The following is an 18,739-nucleotide window of genomic DNA, read 5'->3' as shown; positions in this document are numbered from 1 at the left end:
GAGTGACGGCAGGCCCGTCCCTCCGCCGTGTCCCGATATCGTAACCTCCTGTTGTTCTGCGTGCTCGCGCTCGCGTGGGGGTCGGCGTTCGTCGCCATCAAGGCCGGCCTCGAATTCTTCGACCCCGTCTTCTTCGCGGCGCTGCGCTACGACGTCGCCGCCGTCCTGATGCTCGCGTACGCCGCCTACACCACCCGACAGTGGCGGCCCGAGACGCGTGCGGACTGGGCCGCCGTCGCCGTCGGCGCCGTCCTCCTCATCGCCGCCTACCACGCCTTCCTCTTCGTCGGCGAAGACCTGCCGGGCGTCACCTCCGCCTCCGCCGCCGTCGTCGTCAGCCTCAGCCCCGTCCTCACGTCCGCGTTCAGCCGCTACCTCCTCCCGAGCACGCGGCTCACCCTCCCTGGTGTCGCCGGCCTCCTCCTCGGCCTCGTCGGCGTCGGCGTCCTCGTCGTTCCGCCGGAGGTGTTCGCGACTGGCGACCTCTCGGCGCTCGTCGGGCCGAACGCGCTCGGACCCGTTCTCGTCTTCCTCGCCGCTGCGTCGTTCGCGCTCGGGAGCGTCCTCACCGAACGCATCGACGCCGGCCTCCCGCCGGAGACGATGGAGGCGTGGTCGATGCTCTTCGGCGCGCTCCTGATGAACGTTGCGAGCGTCGCGCTCGGCGAATCCCAACGCGTTCCGCTCACCGTCGAGAGCCTCGGTGCGCTCCTCTACCTCTCCGTCGTCGCGAGCGCGCTCGGCTTCCTCCTCTACTTCGACCTGCACGAGCGCCTCGGCTCCATCGAAATCAACCTCGTCTCCTACGTCGCGCCCGTCGTCGCCGCCGTCGTCGGCTGGATACTCCTCGGCGAATCCCTCGACGTCACCACCGCCGTCGGTTTCCTCGTCATCTTCACGGGCTTCTGCCTGCTGAAGCGTCGCGCGATGGCCGCGGAGCTACGGCGTCTCGGCGTGCTCGCCTAGAAAAAGCGGTCACTCGGTGTTGTACTCGCGCCCGACGACGAGCGCGACGACGTGGAGGGCGACGAGGAGCGCGAAGGCGTACTGCGTCCCCGTCGTCTGGAGGCCGCTGAGCACCAGCGGCACGTAGAGGAAGGGAAGGACGACCGCGCTCCAGAAGCCGAGCGCTTCGACGGGGCGCCGGAGGAACGCGAGCCCGTCGGCGTGACTGTTGAGGCGACGCAACGGGAGTTCGTGGAGGGGATGGTTGGACATGGGCGGGCTGACCTCAGCGGATACCATGAACGCCACCGGCATATAGGGGGCCGATACTTCCGGTCGTTTCACGACGCTCAACCGGAGTTGTCACTCGCACCCGGACGTTTCACGACTTGCTCAGAGACCTTTAGATGTTTTATCGGGCACCCTCAGTCTGTTTCGTAGATTATAACGAACGTTCCTGTCTATATAGCGGTATGAGGGCGTCCGGCCGTCGTGGTACCCCGTGGGACCGACCGCCGGTTCGCGGCCGCCGACCCCTCGGGCCAGTAGCGGTTTCACGGGTCCGGGAGAACACCCGCCCATGACCGACGGCCTCACGACACCGCCGAACTGGACGCGCGACGACCCCGACTGGGAGGAGGACGCCGGCCGCAAGTACGACCCACGCAGCGTCGTCGAGTACGAACACCTCGACCAGCCGCTCCGCGTCGTCCTCGCGCCCGCCCGCGTTCCCGAGCGCGTCGTCGCGGACGAACGCGGCTACCGCGTCGACGTCCGCCACGGCACCGCCGAGGAGGGCCTCGACACCTACGAACTCGCCGCCGTCCCGACGCTCGCCGACGCCCACGACGTCGCCGAGGACTTCATGCGCCTCTACACCGAGTTCGGTGCCGGCGGCGTGCGCGTCGAGCGCGTCATCGAAGACGTCGCTCGGGCGAAAGACGAGACGTGGCATGAGGACCACGACGCCGCCACCGGCGACGTCCACGAACCGGTGACGGCGTAACGGCACGCGAAATCGGCGTCGACGGACGACGAGCGATGCGACTGACGGCGCGTTCGCTCCCGAGAGAGAACGACAGTAGAAATGCCCGGGGAGGGAGTTGAACCCTCGGCCTCCGCATGTCCCAGGTTCGAGGCTCGGCGGGCCTCGGGGGACACGCACAGCCACCGAATGGCTGCCGCACCGAATCTCTGAACCCTATGAGTGCGGCGCTATGACCAGACTAAGCCACCCGGGCTCACTCCCGGCTAAGCGGAGGTTACCTATTAAAGTTCTCTTTCGTCACCGGACTACGGCAACACGGTACACGAACTCGGCGTCGGGTTTATGCTCGGCCAGAGGCACGACGCGGTATGGACGTACCCGCTGCCGTCGCGGACGCACTCGGCGACGAGTCCGTCGTCGCGCGCGTCCCGCTCCGGGGCGACGACGCGCTCTTCGTCACCCCGTCTCGAACGCTCGTCTACCGCGCCGACGGCCTCCTCAGCAACGAATCCGTCGCCACGTACGGCCACGACGCCGAACGCGTCACCGTCAGCGAGGGCCGCCGGAAGGCGACGGTCACGCTCGACTACGGCCTCGACGGCGAGCAGTCCTTCGACGTACCGGCACGTACTCTTGATGACGTGCTCCACCCCGTCCTCGCGGGCGTGTTGAGCGCCGCGGGCGTCACCGACCCCGGCGAGCGCGTCGTCCGGACGTACCGCTTCAGCGAACTCACGCTCGTCGTCACGAGCGAGCGCATCGTCCGGCACGTCGGCGCCGCCGTCTGGGACACCGACTACGACGAAATCCCCTACGGCGACGTCACGGACGTCACCGCCGAGGAGGGCACCGTCGCCAGCCAGCTCGTCCTCGAAACCACGGGCCGCACCCAGCGCATCAAGGTGCCCGACGAGCAGTTCCGCGACGTCCGCGAGACCGTCGAGAGCGCGCTCTTCGAGGCGCACGGCGTCTCCGGCTACGCCGCCTTCCGCCGCGCCGTCCGACCCGACGAGGACGACGGGGAATCCGCCGACGAGCAGGACGCGACCGCGCTCGCCTTCGAGACTGACGAGGGCGCGACGGCAGGGCACGCGGACACCGACCGCGACGAACGGCCGCACGGCGAGCCGGCCACCGCCGAGCCGGCCGGTCCCGATGTCGACGTCGACTCGCTCGAAGCCGACCTCGAAGCGCTTCGGGACTCCCTCGACGACCAGCGGGCGCGCGCGGAAGCCCAGCGCGAGGCCATCGAGCGCCAGCAGGCCGCCATCGACGCCCAACTCGACGTGCTCGACGAGCAGGCGGCCCGCATCGAGGACGCGCTCGAGGCTATTCGCGACCGGTGACCTTCCGGATACAGGAGGAGCCGAACGGTCCGATTTCGCCCGCGTCGAGCTTGATGAAGTAGCCTTCGGAGAGACCGGTACCACAGCGTCGACAGGAGAACTCGCCCTCTTTCGTCACGACGTCCGCGCCGAAGCGCACGTAGCCACCGCCCTGCGGCCGGACCGTCGCGCCGTTGCGCTCGATGACGCCGCGCTCCTCGGCAGCCTCGATGATGTCGCTGACGACCCGCGGATGCGTCGAAACCGTCTCGACGCGGTCCATCAGGTCCGCCATCGACAGCTCCTCGTCTTCGAGGCGCTCGATGAGCGCGACGCCGAGCTCGACCGGGTCGGCGTCGTCTGGGTCCGTTGAGGCGGCGCGCCGGTCCGTTGTGCTGCGCTCCTCGCGGTCGCCGGTCTCGCCGTCGGTCGCGTCCGCCTCGGTGCGGAACCGCGGGTCGCTCAGCGTCGCGTCCTCACGGCTTCGCCGTTCGGCGTCGTCCTCGTCCTTACTCTCTCCCGTATCCTCCTCGCTCACTACGCGGGGGTGCGCCCTCCGACAGTATAGCGCCTACGGTCGGAGAAGAAGACCTATCCTCGCCCGCGACCTATGCCCGGGAAGTGAGTCGGAGTCCGTCCGTGCGGGGCGTCGCCGCCGTCTGCTGTGTCGCCGCGGTCGTCGCGTTCGCCCTCCTCGTCTCCCCGACGTCTGTTCTCGCGCACGTCCGCGCACTCCTCTCGAGCCCGTGGTTCCCGCTCGTCCTCCTCAGTCTCTACCTCTTCCGGCCCTTCCTCGCGTGGCCAATTACCGTCCTCTCGGCGCTCTGTGGCTACCAGTACGGCTTCGGCGTCGGCCTCGTCGTCGCGCTCTGCGGCGCCGTCGCCACCAGCCTCATCCCCTACTACGCCGTCCGTCGCCTCCCCCCGACGTGGCCGCTCGTCGGGCGGTTCCGCGACGGCAGCACACGTTTCTTCGACGCCACCGGTGGGTTTCGCGGCGTCGTCGCCGCCCGGCTCGCGCCGACGCCCGCCGAAGCCATCTCGGGGGCCGCCGGGGCCGCTCGCGTCCCCGTCGGCGCGTTCGTCCTCGGCACCGCCGTCGGCGAACTCCCGTGGACCGTCGCCGCCGTCGCAATCGGCGTCGGCCTCGACCAGTTCGCCGTCGCCGCCGTCCACTTCGACCCCCTGCTCGTCGTCGCCGTCGCGTCGCTCGGCGTCGCCCTCCTCGCTGGCCCCGCCTACAGCGTCTGGCGCGAGCGTTAAGCGGGCACGAGGTGGACGACGCTCCCGGACGTACCGGACACCGTCCCGGTCTCGGTCGTGCAGACGAGGAGTTCGCTGTCCGCGTCCTCCCCGAACGCCGTGACGTACCCGGAGAGCCCGTCGACGGGGAGGGTGCGCGTCGGCCACGAGTCGCCTTCCGGCGTCGCGACGAACACGCGGCCGTCCGCCTGCCAGTCCGCGAAGACGTACTCGCCGCGCAGACCCGACAGCGCACTCCCCCGATAGACGTAGCCGCCGACCACCGCGATGCCCGCGACGCCCTCGCCGCTGTGCGGGTACTCGATGACGGGATCGCGCAGACGCTCGCCGTCCGGCGTCGCCGTCGGGCACGACGCCGGCGGGGTCGAGGGAGAACTCGTCGAGAAGCAGTGGCTCCCCTCCCGGACGTTCCACCCGTAGTTCCCGCCGGCTTCCACGACGTTCACCTCCTCGTAGCGGTTCTGGCCGACGTCCGCGACCACTAATCGACTCTGCCCCGGTTCGCCAGACGGGGCAGCGCCGCCGTCGAAACTCATGCGCCACGGGTTCCGGAAGCCCCACGCGTACTGCTCGGGGTACGGCGAGTCCGGGAGCGGGTTATCGTCGGGAATTCCGTACGGCTTCTCGCCCTCGCGGGTGTCGACGTCGATGCGGAGGACGCTCCCGAGGGGGTTCGCCGCGGTGTCCTGCCCGTTCCCGCCGCCGTTCGCGTCGTACCAGTCCGAGACGTGCCCGAGCCCGGTGTCGTTCGCGCCGCCGCCGTCGCCGACGCCGACGTAGAGCAAGCCGTCCGGACTGAAGGCGAGACTGCCGCCGTTGTGATTCGACTGTGGCTCCGGGATTTCGAGGAGAGCGCGCTCGCTCGTCGGGTCGAAGCGGCCGTCGCGCCACGTGAACTCCGCGAGGACGAACGTGTGACTGTAGTCGTCGGGCGTGCCCGCGCGCCGCGGCGCGCTGTAGCGGACGTACGCCCGCGGCGTCTTGGGGAACTCGGGGTGGAGCGCGACGCCGAGTAGGCCGCGCTCCTCGTAGCCGGAGAGACTGACGAGCTTGTTCCGCACGTCGAGGGCGGTTTCGGTGCCGGCCGCGGTGACGCGGTGGAGTCTGCCCGCTTGGTCCGCGACGAACGTCTCCCCGCCGCCGACGGCGACGTCCACCGGCGAGGCAAACCCCGACGCGACCGATTCGACGGCGACGCTCGGCGTCTCGTCCGTCGGTGCGCTACACCCGGCGAGCGCGCTCAGGCCGAGGAGGCCGCCGGCCCGGAGGGCGTCCCGTCGCGAGTACTGCATACGGGGCCGTCGGCGCGCGGGCGGAAATAGCTACCTCAGAAGACGAAGGGGTCCGAGCAGTCCACAACGATGCCGTGCTCCGGGCAGACGTACTTGCAGTGGCGTTTGTACATCGGGCGCTCGCACATCGGACACGGGCGGCCGCCCTGCTCACCGTCAGTGGCGTCGTCGGCGTCGCTCATACTGGGGGGTCGGCGCTCGCGAGTATGAGCGTTACGTCGCGAGAACGCAGAGAGAAGAACGGAGAGCCGTGGGTGTCGCTACGCTACGTTACGAGCACTCGGACCAGCCACACGACTGGCAGGTCTTGCAGCCCTCGGAGTAGTAGAGGTCCATCGAACCGCAGTCGGGACACTCGGGGCTCTCGCCGGCCGCGAGGAGGTCCGCGGTCGCGTCCGCGTCCGTGTCAGGCTTGCCGCTCACGCCCTCCTCGAGGTCGTCCCCGACGTCGACGTTCGGGGAGGCCGCGTCGCCGACGTCGACCGCGCCGGCGCCGTCGGCCTCGACACTCTCCGCCTCACGCTGTTCGGCTTCCTCCTCGGTGAGCTCGGTGAGGTTCTGCTGCTTCGGGACCTGCTTGTCGATCTCGCCGTCGAGGTAGCGGCGCATCGCGGTGCCGATGGCGTCCGGGATGGAGTTGATCTGCTCGCCCTTGTCCCAGGCGACCTTCGGCGACCGGATGCCCTGCAGCTCGCTCGCGATTTCCTCGGGGTCGACGCCCGCGCGGAGCGCCGTCGAGACCGTCTTCGCGAGCGACTCCGTGAAGGAGGCCGTGAAGCCACCGGAGTTGCCGATGTTCGCGAAGAGCTCGAACGGACGACCGTTCTCGTCCTCGTTGATGTTCACGTAAAGCTTCCCGTAGCCCGTGTCGATGCGCTGGGTGACGCCGTAGAGGACGTCCGGACGCGGGCGCTTCTGCGCGCCCTCGGGGGAGACGTCGACCTCGACGAGTTCCTCGACGTCCTCGCCGACGGCCGATCGGACCTCCTCGTTCTCGAGGAAGCCCTCGAGATCGCCGAAGGTCTCCTGGATGCTCTCCAGCATCGCCTCGGCGGCCTCGTCCTCCTCCATGTCGGAGAACTCGGAGTTCTCCGCACGGGTCGTGAGCACCTGCTTGTTCCGGGTGCCGTCGCGGTAGACGGTGACGCCCTTCCCGCCGTGCTCGTAGATGTACTCGTAGACCTCGCGCATGTCCTCGACGGACGCGTCGTTCGGGAAGTTGCAGGTCTTCGAGATGGCGGAGTCGACGCCGTCCTGGCACGCACACTGCACGGCGGCGTGCTGCTTGCCGGAGAGGTCGGAGGTGACGACGAAGAGTTCGCCGATGGCGTCCGGGACCGTGGAGAGCCCGGAGACGCCGTCGAACTCGTTGTTCGCCATCTGCTCCTGGGCCTCCTCCTTCACGGCCTCGACGTCGATGTCGTTGGCCTCGAGGGTGCGGAGGAAGTAGTCGTCGAACTCGACGAGCATCTCGTCGCCCTGCACGTCGTCGCTGACGTTCTTGTAGTAGGCGACGTTGTAAATCGGCTCACAGCCACCCGTGGTGTTGCCGACCATCGACGTCGTGCCGGTCGGCGCGATGGTGGTCGTGTTGTGGTTGCGGATCGGGTAGCCGTCCGCCCATTCCTCGGGGTCCTCGCCGGTGTGGTGCTCGAACCACTCCGCGTACTCGGTCGGGTTCGCGTACTTGGACTTGTCCCACTCGTCGAAGGAGCCGCGCTCTTCGGCGAGCTCGTGGGAGGCCGTCTTCGAGCCGTGGTTGATGTGTGTCATCACCTGGCTCGCGACCTCGTTCGCGGGCTCGTCCCCGTAGCGCATGCCGAGCTGGACGTAGAGCTGCGCGAGGCCCATGATTCCGAGGCCGATCTTGCGCATCTCGGCGACCTTCTCCTCGATCTCCTCGACCGGGAAGTCCGACATCGTGACGACGTTCTCGAGGAACCGGGTGCCGGTCTCGATGCGATAGTCGAACTCCTCCATGTCGAGTGCCTCGTCGAGGAAGCGCGAGATGCCCTCCTCGAGCGTGTCGTAGTCGTTCTCCTCGCTCCAGACGCGCCAGTCGGGCGCGTCGTCGTCGACGAGCGTGGAGAGGTTGATGTGCCCGAGGTTGCAGGCCTCGTACTCCTCGAGGGGCTGTTCGCCACAGGGGTTCGTCGCGAGCATCCGGTGGTCCGGGTGCTCCTCGACGTCGAAGGAGTGCTCGTCGTTCGCGCGCTCGAGGTAGATAACGCCGGGTTCGCCGTTCTCGTGGGCGCCCTCGACGATGCGCTCCCAGAGGAGTTCCGCGGGGATGGAGAACTCCTCGCCGACCTCGACGTAGTCGCCGAGGTCGTAGCGCTCGTACATCTCCTTCGTCTCCTCGGTGGCGATGTGGGGTTCGCCCGTCCGCGGGTTCGTGAAGGTGTACTCCTCGTCGTTCTGGAGGGCCTCCATGAAGTCGTTCGTGACGCCGACGGAGATGTTGAAGTTCGAGAGATGGCCCTCGACGGCGTTCCGGAGGTGCTTGGGGACCTTCCCGTCCTCGTCGATGAGGTCACGGGCTTCCTCCAGGGCCTCCGAGAACGTCGTGTAGGTGTAGTCGTCGGGGTCGTTGAGCTTCAGGCAGTGCGCGAGGGAGACGTCCTTGTTCTTCGCGTGGATGAACTCGATGACGTCCGGGTGCGAGATGCGCATGACGCCCATCTGCGCGCCGCGGCGCGTGCCACCCTGCGCGATGGTCTCACACATCTGGTCGAACGTCCGCATGAACGTGATGGGGCCGGAGGCGATGCCGCCGGTGGAGCCGACGGGGTCGCCGAACGGCCGGAGCTGCCAGAAGGCGTAGCCCATCCCGCCGCCGGACTGGAAGACTTCCGCGGCCTCCTTTGCGGTCTGGTGGATGTCGGTCAGGTCGTCGCCCGGCGAGTCGACGAAACACGCCGAGAGCTGCTGGAGCTCGTCGCCGGCGTTCATGAGCGTCGGGGAGTTCGGCATGAACGCGAGCCGGCTCATCAGGCCCTCGAAACGCTCGGCGGTGTCCTCGACGTGCTCACGAACCTCCTCGGGGAGTTCGGGGACGACGGTGTCGTAGGCGAACTTGTTGACGTTCTCTTCGGTCAGCTCGGTTTCGACGTCGTCTTCGGCGGTGACGCCCTCGCCGAAGACTTCCTCGGCGAGTTCGTCACGGCGCGGGTGGTCGGGCTTCAGCTGGTCGGGGGAGACGAGCACCTCGACGCCCTGGTTCTCCGCCTCGTAGACGGCCTCCGCGAGCGCGATGTTCTTCGCGACGCGCGGGAAGAGGTCCTCCTGGTCCTCGATGAGGTTGCCGTCCGCGTCCTGGCGGAGGTAGCGCGCGGGGAGAATGTTGTTGTAGGCGTTCTCCGTCATCCGCTCGGCGAGCGTGTCGCCGTCGACACGCTTGATGGGGAGCGTAATCTCGTCCGCGCTCAGATTGTTCGAACTCATGCAGCGGCCCTCCGTTCCGTTCTCGGTGTACAGGTTGGTTTCGGCGTCATGTGTAGTGGGGGTGAAACGGTCGTTTCGAGACGACCAATCGTTACTGGCGGACCGGTCATAGTAGTTGCGTTCACGGGCTAGCGGGCGTGAATCAGTGACAACCGCACCGGTCTCGCGCGTGCTACCTCCGTACTCTCGCCGGCCGTATAATCTCTCGTAAACCGGTGTGAAAGTGGACCTCCAAGCAGTCCGACGCCCCGCCCGAACTCGGTGCGAAGTCACCGGCAGCGGCCGGACGCGTCGCCCTCGTTTAGTTTCACTAGCGACCGGGTCGTGCCGCCGCGCGGGGGCGTGCGTCGTCGCGTGCCGCGCCGTCGGGTGCCCCCAGACTTTTCGTCTCAGCGGCCGACGCTCACTCCATGTCCCCCACGACTCTCGCGCTCCCGCTCGCGTTCGGCCTGCCCGGCGGCCAGCTCGGCACGCTACTCGCCGCCCTCGTCGCCGCGCTGGTCGTCGTCTTCGTCGGGAAGTTCGTGCTGAACGTCGCGTGGAAACTCCTCGTGCTCGCCATCGTCGTCATCGGCGCGCTCTGGGTCGTGACGACCTTCCTCCCCTAGTAGCGCCAGTGGGGTAGGCGATGACGGTCGCATCGCCACCGTTCCGGCGAGTGGGCCGAGACCGCCGAGCGTGGATTCCGCCACGTCGCCCGGTGGCCGCGGTGGGAGAAACAGTTACTCGCGGTCCTCGACAGCCGTGAGGAAGTTCGAGATGACGTCGTGGCCGACGCCGGTGAGGACGCTCTCCGGGTGGAACTGGACGCACTCGATGGGGTAGTCGCGGTGGCGCATCCCCATCGCGAGTGTCTCCCCGTCGTGCTCGGTGGTCGCCGACACCTCGAAGCAGTCCGGGATGTCCGTGCAAATGAGCGAGTGGTAGCGCCCCGCCTGGAAGCCGTCCTCGAGGTCGGTGAAGACGCCTTCGCCGTCGTGATCGATGGGGTAGGCCTTCCCGTGGACGGGTTCGGGCGCGTGCCCGACCGACCCGCCGTACTCGTAGACGGCGGCCTCCATCCCGAGGCAAACGCCGAGCGTCGGTATCTCGTGGCTCAGCGACGTGAGCACGTCGGCGGTGACGCCGACGTCCCGGTCGTTCTTCGGGTGGCCCGGGCCCGGGCTGACGACGATGGCGTCCGGGTCTTCCGCGCGCACCTCGGCGAGCGACGCCGTGTTCTTCAGGACGGCCGTCTCGACGTCCGGATGCTCGCTGACGTACTCCACGAGGTTGTACGTGAACGAGTCGAAGTTGTCCACGAAGAGGACCTTCGTCGTCATCGCTCCACCTCCGCGGAGTCCGTGACGGCCTCGAGGGCGTCGAGCACCCCGCCCATCTTCTTCTCCGTCTCCTCGTACTCGCTCGTCGGGTCGGAGTCCGCGACGACGCCCGCGCCCGCCCGGACGCGGACGACGTCCGCGCCGCCCTCGCCAGCGCCATGGTCGACCGTCGCGGTCCGAATACAGATGGCGACGTCCGCGTCGCCCGTCCACGAGACGTAGCCGACGCCGCCACCGTAGATACCGCGCGGGGTGCGTTCGAGTTCGTCGATGAGCTCCATCGCGCGGACCTTCGGCGCGCCCGAGAGCGTCCCCGCCGGGAAGGACGCCCGAATCGCGTCGAAGGCGTCGAGCCCGTCCTGCAAGTGGCCGGTCACGGTCGACTCGATGTGCTGGACGTGGCTGTACTTCAGGACGCGCATGAACTCCGGTACGCGGACGGAGCCCGCCTCGCTGACGCGTCGGACGTCGTTGCGCGCGAGGTCGACGAGCATCGTGTGTTCGGCGCGTTCCTTCTCGTCCGCGAGCATCTCGCCGGCCAAGCGGCGGTCCTCGACGGGGCTCGTCCCGCGCGGGCAGGTGCCGGCGATGGGGTTGTTCAGCACCTCGCGGCCGTGGACGCTCACGAGCGTCTCCGGGCTCGCGCCGACCACCGTCCGGTTGCCGTGGTTCAGGACGTACATGTAGGGCGACGGGTTGATGTCCCGGAGCGCCGCGTAGAGCGCCAGCGGGTCGAGGTCGCCCTCGAGCTCGCGCGTGCGCGAGATGACCCCCTGATAGATTTCGCCGTCCAGCACCGCCTCCTTCGCGCGCTCGACGGCCGCCTCGTACTCGTCCTGTGGGCCGGCGCGCTCTGCGACTTGCTCGAAGCCGCCCGTCTCCGGGTCCGTCGCGTCCGCGAGGGCGGACTCGACGCGCTCGGCCTCCGTGACGAGGTCCTCGTAGACTGCGCCCACGTCGTCCTCGTTCGGGTCGACGACGGGCGTGCAGACGAGCGAGAGCGTCCCCGTCGCCCGGTCGAAGCGCAGCACCGCCGTGTTCAGCACGAACTCGGCGTCCGGCACGCGCGTCTCCGGACGCTCGACGCCGACCTCGTCGAGCCAGAGGTCGTAGACGGCGTCGTAGGCGACGAAGCCCACGAGGCCGCCGTCGAGCAGTTGGCGCTCGCTCTCCGGGAACCCCCGGCGGTCGGCGTCCGGGAGCGCCCCGCGGAGCTGGTCGAGGACGTCGCCGTCCCCGGGTTCGACCGAGCGGGCCGCGCGCGTGTCCGCGAGTCGTTCGACGGACGCGCCGTCGGGCGTCGCGCGCACCACGGCGTCGGGGTCGTAGCCGACGAACGAGTAGCGCGCGTGGCGCTCGCCCGCCTCGACGTCCCGCGGGCGGAACGCCCCGCCGGGGTCGGAGGCCGCCGTCTTCTCCGCCGATTCGAGGAGGAAGGCGTAGTCGCCCTCCGCGAGCGCCGCGTACGCCGCGAGCGGCGAGACGTCCACGTCGAGCGTCGTCTCCGCGTAGACGACGCCGGGGCCGTCGCCGGCCGCGCGCGCTTCGAACTCCTCGCGGGTCACGTCGAAGCCCATCAGGCCGACACCCCCGTCTCGTCGTCCGCGCCCTCGAACGCGCGCGTCGCGCGCCGCACGAACGCTCGCACCGCGTCGTGGTCCTTCTGCCCGCCCGTCGCCTCAACGCCGGACGCGACGTCGACGGCGTATGGCTCCACCGTCCGCACGGCGTCCGCGACGTTCTCCGGGGTGAGACCGCCGGCGAGCACGACCGGCGAGTCGAGCTCGGCCGCGAGGCCACGCGTCACCGTCCAGTCGTGCGTCCGGCCCGTCCCGCCCGCGCCCGACGCGTCCGTCGAGTCGACGAGCAGCGCGTCGACGACGACGTCGTAGGCGTGCGCCGTCTCCGCGTCGTCGGCGTCCACCACCTTTACGAGGTCAACATCGGTGCCGTCAGCGAGGCGCTCGACGGCCGCCGCGTCGAGGTCGTTGTGAATCTGGACGGCGTCCGGCTCTATCTGTGAGAGAAGCGCCTCGACGTCGCGGGCTGTCTCCGGCATCGTGACGAGCACCGTCGAGACGAACGGCGGCACCGACGCGACAAGGTCCGCGGCGCGCTCGGGCGTGATTTCGCGGGGCGTGTCCACCGGCACGTCCACGATGAACCCGAGGGCGTCAGCACCCGCCTCAACGGCGGCGTCGACGTCCTTGCGGTTCGTGAGCCCGCAGACCTTCACACGCGTCGCCGACATCACTCGGCGCTCGCACCGCGCAGGTCCTCGAGTTTCGCGGCGGCCGCGCCGGAGTCAATGGCCTCGCGCGCGGCGTCCACTCCCGCTTCGAGGCTGTCGGCCTCGCCGGCGACGTAGACGGCTGCGCCCGCGTTCGCGAGGATGACGTCGCGTTTCGCGCCCGTTACCGTGCCCTCGACGATGCCGCGGAGGTCGTCGGCGTTCTCCTCGGGTGTGCCGCCCGCGATGGCGTCGATGGGCGAGCGTTCGAGGCCGAGGTCTTCGGGAGTGAGCGTGTACTCCTCGATGTCGTCACCGTGGACTTCCGCGACGACGGTCTCGTCGTGAATCGTGATTTCGTCGAGGCCGCTCCCGTGAACGACGAGGGCGTCCCCGGCGGGCATCTCGGTGAGCGCCTCCGCGATGACGGGGACGAGGTCCGGGTCGTAGACGCCGAGGACCTGCGCGTCCGCGCCTGCGGGGTTCGTCAGCGGCCCGAGGACGTTGAAGATGGTGCGCATCCCGAGTTCGCGCCGCGGGCCGATGACGGCCTTCATCGCCGGGTGGAACGCGGGTGCGTGCATGTACCCGATGCCGTACTCCTCGATATGTTCCTCGACGGAGTCCGGGCTGGCGTCGAGGTCGACGCCGACCTCCTCGAGGACGTCGGAGCTCCCCGAGGAGGAGGAGACGGAGTAGTTGCCGTGCTTGGCGACGGGGACGCCTGCGGCGGAGGCAACGATGGCGGACGTCGTGGAGACGTTGATGGTGTTGTAGTCGTCACCGCCCGTCCCGCACGTGTCGACGAGCGGGCTCCGGTCGGGGTCGATGGTGAGCGCGGCGTCGCGCATCCCCTGTGCGAAGCCCGCAATCTCGCCCTCCGTCTCGCCCTTCGCGCGGAGTGCGGCCAGCAGCGCGCCGATCTGCGCCTCCGTCGCGTCCTCGAAGACGGCGGTGGCTGCGTCGCGCGCTTCGGCGACCGACAAGTCCTCTCCCTCGGTGACGCGTGCGATGTAGTCTTGCATGGTGGAGCACCGGTGTACGATTTCGGCTTATGATGTACAACTCTGTACACCACTATAAGCCTGTCGCGGACTCGACGGGGTGGGAACCACTCACGGAGGCACCCCCGGTTCGAAACCTTCAACTATACCCCCGGACTACGAAGAGATGCGTTCGGAGGCGCACGCCACCGAGGGTTGGTGGTCTAGTCAGGCTATGACACCTCCTTGACATGGAGGAGGCCGGCGGTTCAAATCCGCCCCAACCCACTTCTACTTAACTCACACCGGGAAGCCGACGCTTCGTCGGCGCCGATACCGGTTTTTCGCCGCTCTCGACACCGAGTCCGTGGCACCCGTCCGTCGACTCTCGACACCCTATTTCGTGTGACGTCGTTGGCGCGCTGGCGGTCACGCCGATGCTGGACGTGACGGACTCCCCCTGTCGTCGGCGGGATGCGCTCCGTCGGTGTGCCGACGGCGTTCGGTCTCGTCGCCGTCGCGACCGTCGACCAACCCTCCCGTCACTGCGAGCCTACCTGCAACCGTCTTCGCGGTCGGTTACCTCCTCGCGACGGCGGTCGGCGCACTCTACGGGGCCTGGGCAGCGTTCTGACGGGGATGCAGTCGTGGGACACACACCACCGTCGCGAGTGTAAGCGAGGAGGTGCACGGCACGAGTCGAGAAACGGCGTCGGGAGCCGGAGACGGAATCATATATCTATATATTGTCGTCCTTCGTTAGAGCCCATTAGCTTATCTTCGGGAACTAGTACGAGAACGAACTCTTCGTTCTCCGGACGTTCCTGCCGCGTTCGCCGTTCCGGACTTCTCACCCTTTCCTCGTCGCTCTCCCGCGTTCCTCTCCCACCCCGCTCCCACACTTACATTCGCGACGGTGGTGTGGGTGTGGTCGGGGTCATTCGCCTCCTGACACAGACTCCCTCTCAGAGACTCCGGCTTTTATGGCCCAAAATACGTGCCTGCCGGCATTTACATTCGCGACGGCACCCCGTCTTTGGGAGTTCGTGTCGCGCACGGCGCCCGTTCCGTGGGCACCGCTGACATACACTCGCGAGGTCGGTGATATGACGGTTGGCGCCCGAACCGTGACGAATCGGGCTGTCAGACCGCTTTCGACGCCCTTACATCCGCGACGGAGGTCCGCTATCCTTATTCGTCCGCTCGCCGAACCGGAGGTATCCCGAATGGACTCGCGACGTGACGACCGAGACCCGCTCTTTCGCTACGAGGAACCCGTCTTCGCCCGGGAGGAACTCCTCAAGATCAGCCACGTGCCTGAACCAGACCGCATCGTCGGGCGCGACCAGCACATGCAGCGCGTCGCTGAGGCACTCAACCCCGCCGTCTTCGGGCGCGAACCCGACGACCTCCTCGTCTTCGGGAAGACGGGGACCGGGAAGTCGCTGACCGCGCGCAGCGTCACCGACCGCGTCGTCGTTGAGGCCGAACGCGATGACCACGTCGTGCAGTCCGCGTTCATCGACTGCGGCGAGCAGAACACCGAGACCGCCGTCGTGAAGAACATCGCGAAGGCTATCAACGACCCCGAGGTCTCGGGGACGACGGTGCCCGAGCGTGGCCTCGGTACCGGCGACTACTACAACCGCCTCTGGACTATCCTCGAGTCCTGTACGGACGTCGCCATCGTCATCCTCGACGAAATCGACCTCCTGGAGGACGACGAGGTCCTGCGCAAGCTCTCGCGCGCGGGCGAGAACCGCAACCTCACCGACGCCTCGCTGGGCATCGTCGGCATCTCGAACAAGATCGACTTCCCGAGCGACCTCGGCGAGCGCGTGAAGTCGAGTTTCAGCCCGGACGACATCGTCTTCCAACCCTACGACGCCGGCCAACTCATCGACATCCTCGAACACCGGCGCGACGCCTTCCACGACGGCGTCCTCGAGGACGGCGTCATCAACCTCACCGCGGCGCTCGCCGCGCGCGAACACGGCGACGCGCGCAAGGCCATCGACATCCTGCGCAACGCGGGGAGCATCGCGACGAACGCCGGCGACGAGCGCGTGACCGAGACCCACGTTCGGCGCGCGAAGGAGAAGACCGAGGCCGACCGCTTCGCCGAACTCATCGACGGCGCGCCCATCCAGACGAAGGTCATCCTCGCGGCGCTCACGCGCCTCAGCGCGACCCACAGCGAGGACGAGTTCGCGACCAAGCGCGTCTTCTCCGCCTACACGCAGCTCGCGGACGAACTCGACCTCGAGCGGCTCTCCGAGCGCCGCGTCACGGAGATTCTGAAGGAACAGGACTTCCTGAACGTCATCCGGAGTGAGAAGCACAGCCGCGGGCGCGGGCGGGGCGTCTTCTCGAAGCACCGCCTCCTCGAGGACCCGGACGTCGTCCGCCGGGTCATCTCGCGCGACGACGCCGTCGAACCCGTCCTGTGACGTGACGCCCGGTCCGGCCGGAGTGTGACCTACCCGTCGAGGTCTGCGCCGCAGTCGGGGCAGGTGTCGTCGACGTGCGTCAGCGACGCGTCGCACTCCGGGCAGAACTCACGATAACAGACACGTTCTCCCATGGGTATTAATACCACTCCCACCGGTAAGTGCTTTTTCCTCGGGCGAACGACCCTGAAACGCCGAAAATTGTGTTTTGCCAGTCGTCTGTACCCGCAATAATCTTTTAGACCCTACCGGGTCAAGTCCGACGTACATGGACATCTCTGATATCGCGACTCAGGACTACGTCGAGGTCGACGCCGAGGAACGCCTCGGCAAAGTCCGCTCGCTCTTCGAGGAGGAGAACCCGAAGGGCGTCATCGTCACGCGCGCCGGCGGCGCCGAGTACGTCGGCGTGATCACGCAGAAGCAACTTCTCAGCTCTCACATCGAGGACAACACGCGCGCCGTCTCGCTCGTGAACCCAGAGGGCCACGCGCCCAAGCTCAAGCGGACCGAGGACGTTCGGGACGCCGCCCGCAAGCTCGTCGAGGGCGGCTCGAAGGTCGCACCCGTCTTCGAGGCCGACCAGCTCTGGGGCATTCTCACCGAGGACCACGTCCTTGAGGCCGTCATCGACAACCTCGACGCCCTGACGGTCGAGCAAATCTACACCGTGGACGTCGTCACCGTCCGCGACGACGCCAACATCGGGACGGTCATCAACCGCCTGCGCGAGCACGGCATCTCCCGGCTCCCCGTCGTCGACGACGAGGGCGACCTCACGGGCGTCGTGACGACGTACGACCTCGTGGAGTTCGTCACGCGCGACATCCAGAAGACGACGCGCGGGGACCGACGCGGCGAAATCGAGCGCATGCTCGACCTCCCGGTCTACGACGTGATGTCGAGCCCGGTCGAGACCGTCACCCCGAGCGACTCCGTGGAGGATGCCGTCCGGACGATGCTGAAGAACGACTACGCGGGCCTCGTCGTCGCGCCCGAGGGCGAACCGACGACGGTCGCCGGCATCCTCACGAAGACGGACGTGCTGCGCGCGCTCTCCTACACGGAGAAGGAGCGCATGGACGTCCAGATTACGAACATCGAGCTCCTCGACACCATCGACCGCGAGGAGGTTCGTGAGGGCATCGAGGAGGTCGTGAATAAGTACTCGAAGATGCGCGTCCGCCACGCGCACGTTCGCTTCCATGAGCACAAGGAGACGCTGCGCGGGACGCCGCTCATCCGCTGTCAGATTCGCCTGCGGACGAACAGGGGCCAGGTCGCGGGCACCGGCGAAGGCTACGGCGCGGACAACGCCTTCTACGTGGCGCTCGACCTGTTGGAGCGCAACGTCCTCGAGAAGAAGGACATCCGCTCGGACGAGGAGTACCGCGGCCAGCTCCTCCGGAAGCTCGGCGAACTCTAATTCGCGAGGAGTAGCCCGAGCGTCGATATCGAGACGGTCCCGACGAGTCCGACGCCGGTGATGACGCAGAGGACGACGACGGGACCGCTGATGACCGGGGCCGTCTCCCCGGCGAGCAGCAACTGCACGTTCTGCGTGACGTCGGCCATCAGCGCCGTGCCCAGCGCACAGATAGTCACGACGGAGAGCAGGAGCATCGCGAGCGACGGCACTCCTCTCACGGCCGATCACCGTCGCGTGGGTCGGCGAGCCGCCGACGCGGGGTTGGTATCATGCGACCGACTACTGGATAGAAGGGTAAATACTCCCGTCCGGACGAGAACCCGGGCTACGTCGGGCCGTCCGACGCGGTTTCGATGCCCGCGTCGGTGATGGTGAAGCGCGCGCGTTCGCCCGCTGGCTTCGCGCGGTGTTTCTCCAGGACCGCACGGCGGGCGTCACCGCGGAAACGTTCGAGGCGAACGACCGTCGCCGTCCAGTGTTCGAGGGTCTGCCCGCCCAGCGGCCGCGTCCGCTCGGCCTCGGGGTCCGTGTAGACTTGGTTCGTCACGAGGACGCCGAGGTCGTGGCGACGCGCCAGCGAGAGCAGGTGGGTCACCTGCCGAGCGACGTCGCGTAACGCCTCCCCTTCCTCGCCGGCCTCCTCGGTCCGTCGGAGCCGATAGAACCCCGTCGCCGAGTCGAGGACGATGAGGTCCGCGCGCTCCGCGAACTCCTCGGTGTCCTTCACCGCCTCGGCCTGCTCGTCGAAGTCGTAGGCCTCGCTCACGACGATGCGTTCGGCGGCCGCGTCGGGGTCGTCGGCCGTCGCGCCGAGCACCTGCTCGAAGCGCTCCGGCGAGAGCCCCTCCGTGTCCACGTAGACGACGGTCATCCCCGCCGCCGCGGCGTGCGCCGCCGTCGAGAGCGCGACGTTCGTCTTCCCCGCGCCCGGCGGCCCGTACACCTGCGTGACCGCGCCGCGCTCGACGCCGCCCCCGAGGAGGGCATCGAGCGGCGCGCATCCCGTCGTCAGTGGCTCGCTCACGCCGTCTCGTAGTGTGGCACCCGGGAAAAACACCCCGGTAGGCT

Annotated in this window: 18 protein-coding genes and 2 tRNA genes; 8 read left to right on the top strand and 12 right to left on the bottom strand. The window is 68.3% G+C overall.

Going from position 1 to position 18,739, the window contains the following annotated elements; translation table 11 throughout:
- Positions 1-27: 27 nt before the first annotated feature.
- The gene (locus ACQUS8_RS09030) at positions 28-966 is read left to right on the top strand and encodes a DMT family transporter (protein WP_435099835.1); all 939 of its coding nucleotides are present in this window, start codon (positions 28-30) and stop codon (positions 964-966) included.
- Between the two features lie 9 nt (positions 967-975).
- On the opposite strand, the gene ACQUS8_RS09025 is transcribed toward ACQUS8_RS09030, so the two are convergent.
- On the bottom strand, positions 976-1,218 hold the full coding sequence (locus ACQUS8_RS09025) for a hypothetical protein (RefSeq protein WP_435099832.1): 243 nt from the start codon (positions 1,216-1,218) through the stop codon (positions 976-978).
- Positions 1,219-1,525: 307 nt separating this feature from the next.
- Here ACQUS8_RS09025 and ACQUS8_RS09020 point away from each other — a divergent pair, with 307 nt between their 5' ends.
- Positions 1,526-1,951, top strand: coding sequence for a hypothetical protein (locus tag ACQUS8_RS09020; RefSeq protein WP_435099829.1), 426 nt, complete (start codon positions 1,526-1,528; stop codon positions 1,949-1,951).
- Between the two features lie 82 nt (positions 1,952-2,033).
- Here ACQUS8_RS09020 and ACQUS8_RS09015 read toward each other — a convergent pair.
- Positions 2,034-2,186: transfer RNA gene (locus ACQUS8_RS09015), tRNA-Met, on the bottom strand.
- A gap of 115 nt (positions 2,187-2,301) precedes the next feature.
- Between ACQUS8_RS09015 and ACQUS8_RS09010 the strand changes: the two genes are divergently transcribed.
- Positions 2,302-3,279: a DUF7115 domain-containing protein gene (locus ACQUS8_RS09010; RefSeq protein WP_435099826.1), complete on the top strand. Its 978-nt coding sequence runs from the start codon at positions 2,302-2,304 to the stop codon at positions 3,277-3,279.
- On the opposite strand, the gene ACQUS8_RS09005 is transcribed toward ACQUS8_RS09010, so the two are convergent.
- A complete protein-coding gene (locus ACQUS8_RS09005) occupies positions 3,263-3,724 on the bottom strand; it encodes a DUF5830 family protein (RefSeq protein ID WP_435101020.1) in 462 nt (153 codons plus the stop codon). The two genes, ACQUS8_RS09010 and ACQUS8_RS09005, sit on opposite strands and share 17 nt — an antisense overlap.
- 155 nt (positions 3,725-3,879) lie before the next feature.
- On the opposite strand from ACQUS8_RS09005, the gene ACQUS8_RS09000 reads away from it, so the two are divergent.
- The gene (locus ACQUS8_RS09000) at positions 3,880-4,521 is read left to right on the top strand and encodes a TVP38/TMEM64 family protein (RefSeq protein WP_435099824.1); all 642 of its coding nucleotides are present in this window, start codon (positions 3,880-3,882) and stop codon (positions 4,519-4,521) included.
- Here ACQUS8_RS09000 and ACQUS8_RS08995 read toward each other — a convergent pair.
- From ACQUS8_RS08995 to ACQUS8_RS08985, 3 genes are all read right to left on the bottom strand, one after another.
- Entirely contained in the window at positions 4,518-5,813 is a 1,296-nt protein-coding gene (locus ACQUS8_RS08995; protein ID WP_435099821.1) for a PQQ-dependent sugar dehydrogenase, read from the bottom strand. The two genes, ACQUS8_RS09000 and ACQUS8_RS08995, sit on opposite strands and share 4 nt — an antisense overlap.
- Positions 5,814-5,848: 35 nt before the next feature.
- A complete protein-coding gene (locus ACQUS8_RS08990) occupies positions 5,849-5,995 on the bottom strand; it encodes an HVO_2523 family zinc finger protein (protein ID WP_435099819.1) in 147 nt (48 codons plus the stop codon).
- A gap of 88 nt (positions 5,996-6,083) precedes the next feature.
- Positions 6,084-9,257 carry an adenosylcobalamin-dependent ribonucleoside-diphosphate reductase gene (locus ACQUS8_RS08985; RefSeq protein ID WP_435099817.1) on the bottom strand — a complete coding sequence of 1,058 codons (3,174 nt, stop codon included), beginning with the start codon at positions 9,255-9,257 and terminating at the stop codon, positions 6,084-6,086.
- 410 nt (positions 9,258-9,667) lie between these two features.
- Between ACQUS8_RS08985 and ACQUS8_RS08980 the strand changes: the two genes are divergently transcribed.
- Positions 9,668-9,865: a hypothetical protein gene (locus ACQUS8_RS08980; RefSeq protein WP_435099815.1), complete on the top strand. Its 198-nt coding sequence runs from the start codon at positions 9,668-9,670 to the stop codon at positions 9,863-9,865.
- Between the two features lie 114 nt (positions 9,866-9,979).
- Here ACQUS8_RS08980 and trpG read toward each other — a convergent pair whose 3' ends face one another.
- Genes trpG through trpD form a run of 4 tightly spaced genes read right to left on the bottom strand, consistent with a single transcriptional unit; the run spans position 9,980 to position 13,834 of the window.
- Positions 9,980-10,579 carry an anthranilate synthase component II gene (gene trpG, locus ACQUS8_RS08975; protein WP_435099813.1) on the bottom strand — a complete coding sequence of 200 codons (600 nt, stop codon included), beginning with the start codon at positions 10,577-10,579 and terminating at the stop codon, positions 9,980-9,982.
- Positions 10,576-12,156, bottom strand: a complete 1,581-nt coding sequence (gene trpE / locus ACQUS8_RS08970) for an anthranilate synthase component I (protein ID WP_435099811.1) — start codon at positions 12,154-12,156, stop codon at positions 10,576-10,578. Before trpE ends, trpG begins: the two co-directional genes overlap by 4 nt.
- Positions 12,156-12,830 (bottom strand): phosphoribosylanthranilate isomerase, encoded by a 675-nt coding sequence (locus ACQUS8_RS08965; RefSeq protein WP_435099809.1) that lies wholly within the window; start codon positions 12,828-12,830, stop codon positions 12,156-12,158. Before ACQUS8_RS08965 ends, trpE begins: the two co-directional genes overlap by 1 nt.
- The gene (gene trpD / locus ACQUS8_RS08960; RefSeq protein ID WP_435099807.1) at positions 12,830-13,834 is read right to left on the bottom strand and encodes an anthranilate phosphoribosyltransferase; all 1,005 of its coding nucleotides are present in this window, start codon (positions 13,832-13,834) and stop codon (positions 12,830-12,832) included. Before trpD ends, ACQUS8_RS08965 begins: the two co-directional genes overlap by 1 nt.
- Positions 13,835-14,005: 171 nt before the next feature.
- Here trpD and ACQUS8_RS08955 point away from each other — a divergent pair.
- The 3 genes from ACQUS8_RS08955 to ACQUS8_RS08945 all read left to right on the top strand — a co-directional run bounded on the left by ACQUS8_RS08955 (position 14,006) and on the right by ACQUS8_RS08945 (position 17,668).
- Positions 14,006-14,080, top strand: a tRNA-Val gene (locus ACQUS8_RS08955).
- Between the two features lie 938 nt (positions 14,081-15,018).
- The gene (locus ACQUS8_RS08950; RefSeq protein ID WP_435099805.1) at positions 15,019-16,242 is read left to right on the top strand and encodes a Cdc6/Cdc18 family protein; all 1,224 of its coding nucleotides are present in this window, start codon (positions 15,019-15,021) and stop codon (positions 16,240-16,242) included.
- Positions 16,243-16,510: 268 nt separating this feature from the next.
- Positions 16,511-17,668, top strand: a complete 1,158-nt coding sequence (locus ACQUS8_RS08945) for a CBS domain-containing protein (RefSeq protein ID WP_435099803.1) — start codon at positions 16,511-16,513, stop codon at positions 17,666-17,668.
- Here ACQUS8_RS08945 and ACQUS8_RS08940 read toward each other — a convergent pair.
- Together ACQUS8_RS08940 and radB are read right to left on the bottom strand one after the other, a co-directional pair.
- Complete coding sequence (locus tag ACQUS8_RS08940) at positions 17,665-17,889, bottom strand: hypothetical protein (protein ID WP_435099801.1); 225 nt, start codon at positions 17,887-17,889, stop codon at positions 17,665-17,667. The two genes, ACQUS8_RS08945 and ACQUS8_RS08940, sit on opposite strands and share 4 nt — an antisense overlap.
- A gap of 107 nt (positions 17,890-17,996) precedes the next feature.
- Positions 17,997-18,695: a DNA repair and recombination protein RadB gene (gene radB / locus ACQUS8_RS08935; protein WP_435099799.1), complete on the bottom strand. Its 699-nt coding sequence runs from the start codon at positions 18,693-18,695 to the stop codon at positions 17,997-17,999.
- Positions 18,696-18,739: the final 44 nt, after the last annotated feature.

The organism is Halarchaeum sp. P4 (genome assembly GCF_051195175.1).
Classification (GTDB): Archaea; Halobacteriota; Halobacteria; order Halobacteriales; family Halobacteriaceae; genus Halarchaeum.
The sequence above is the reverse complement of the archived record's forward strand: the minus strand, read 5'-3'. Positions and strand labels throughout refer to the sequence as shown.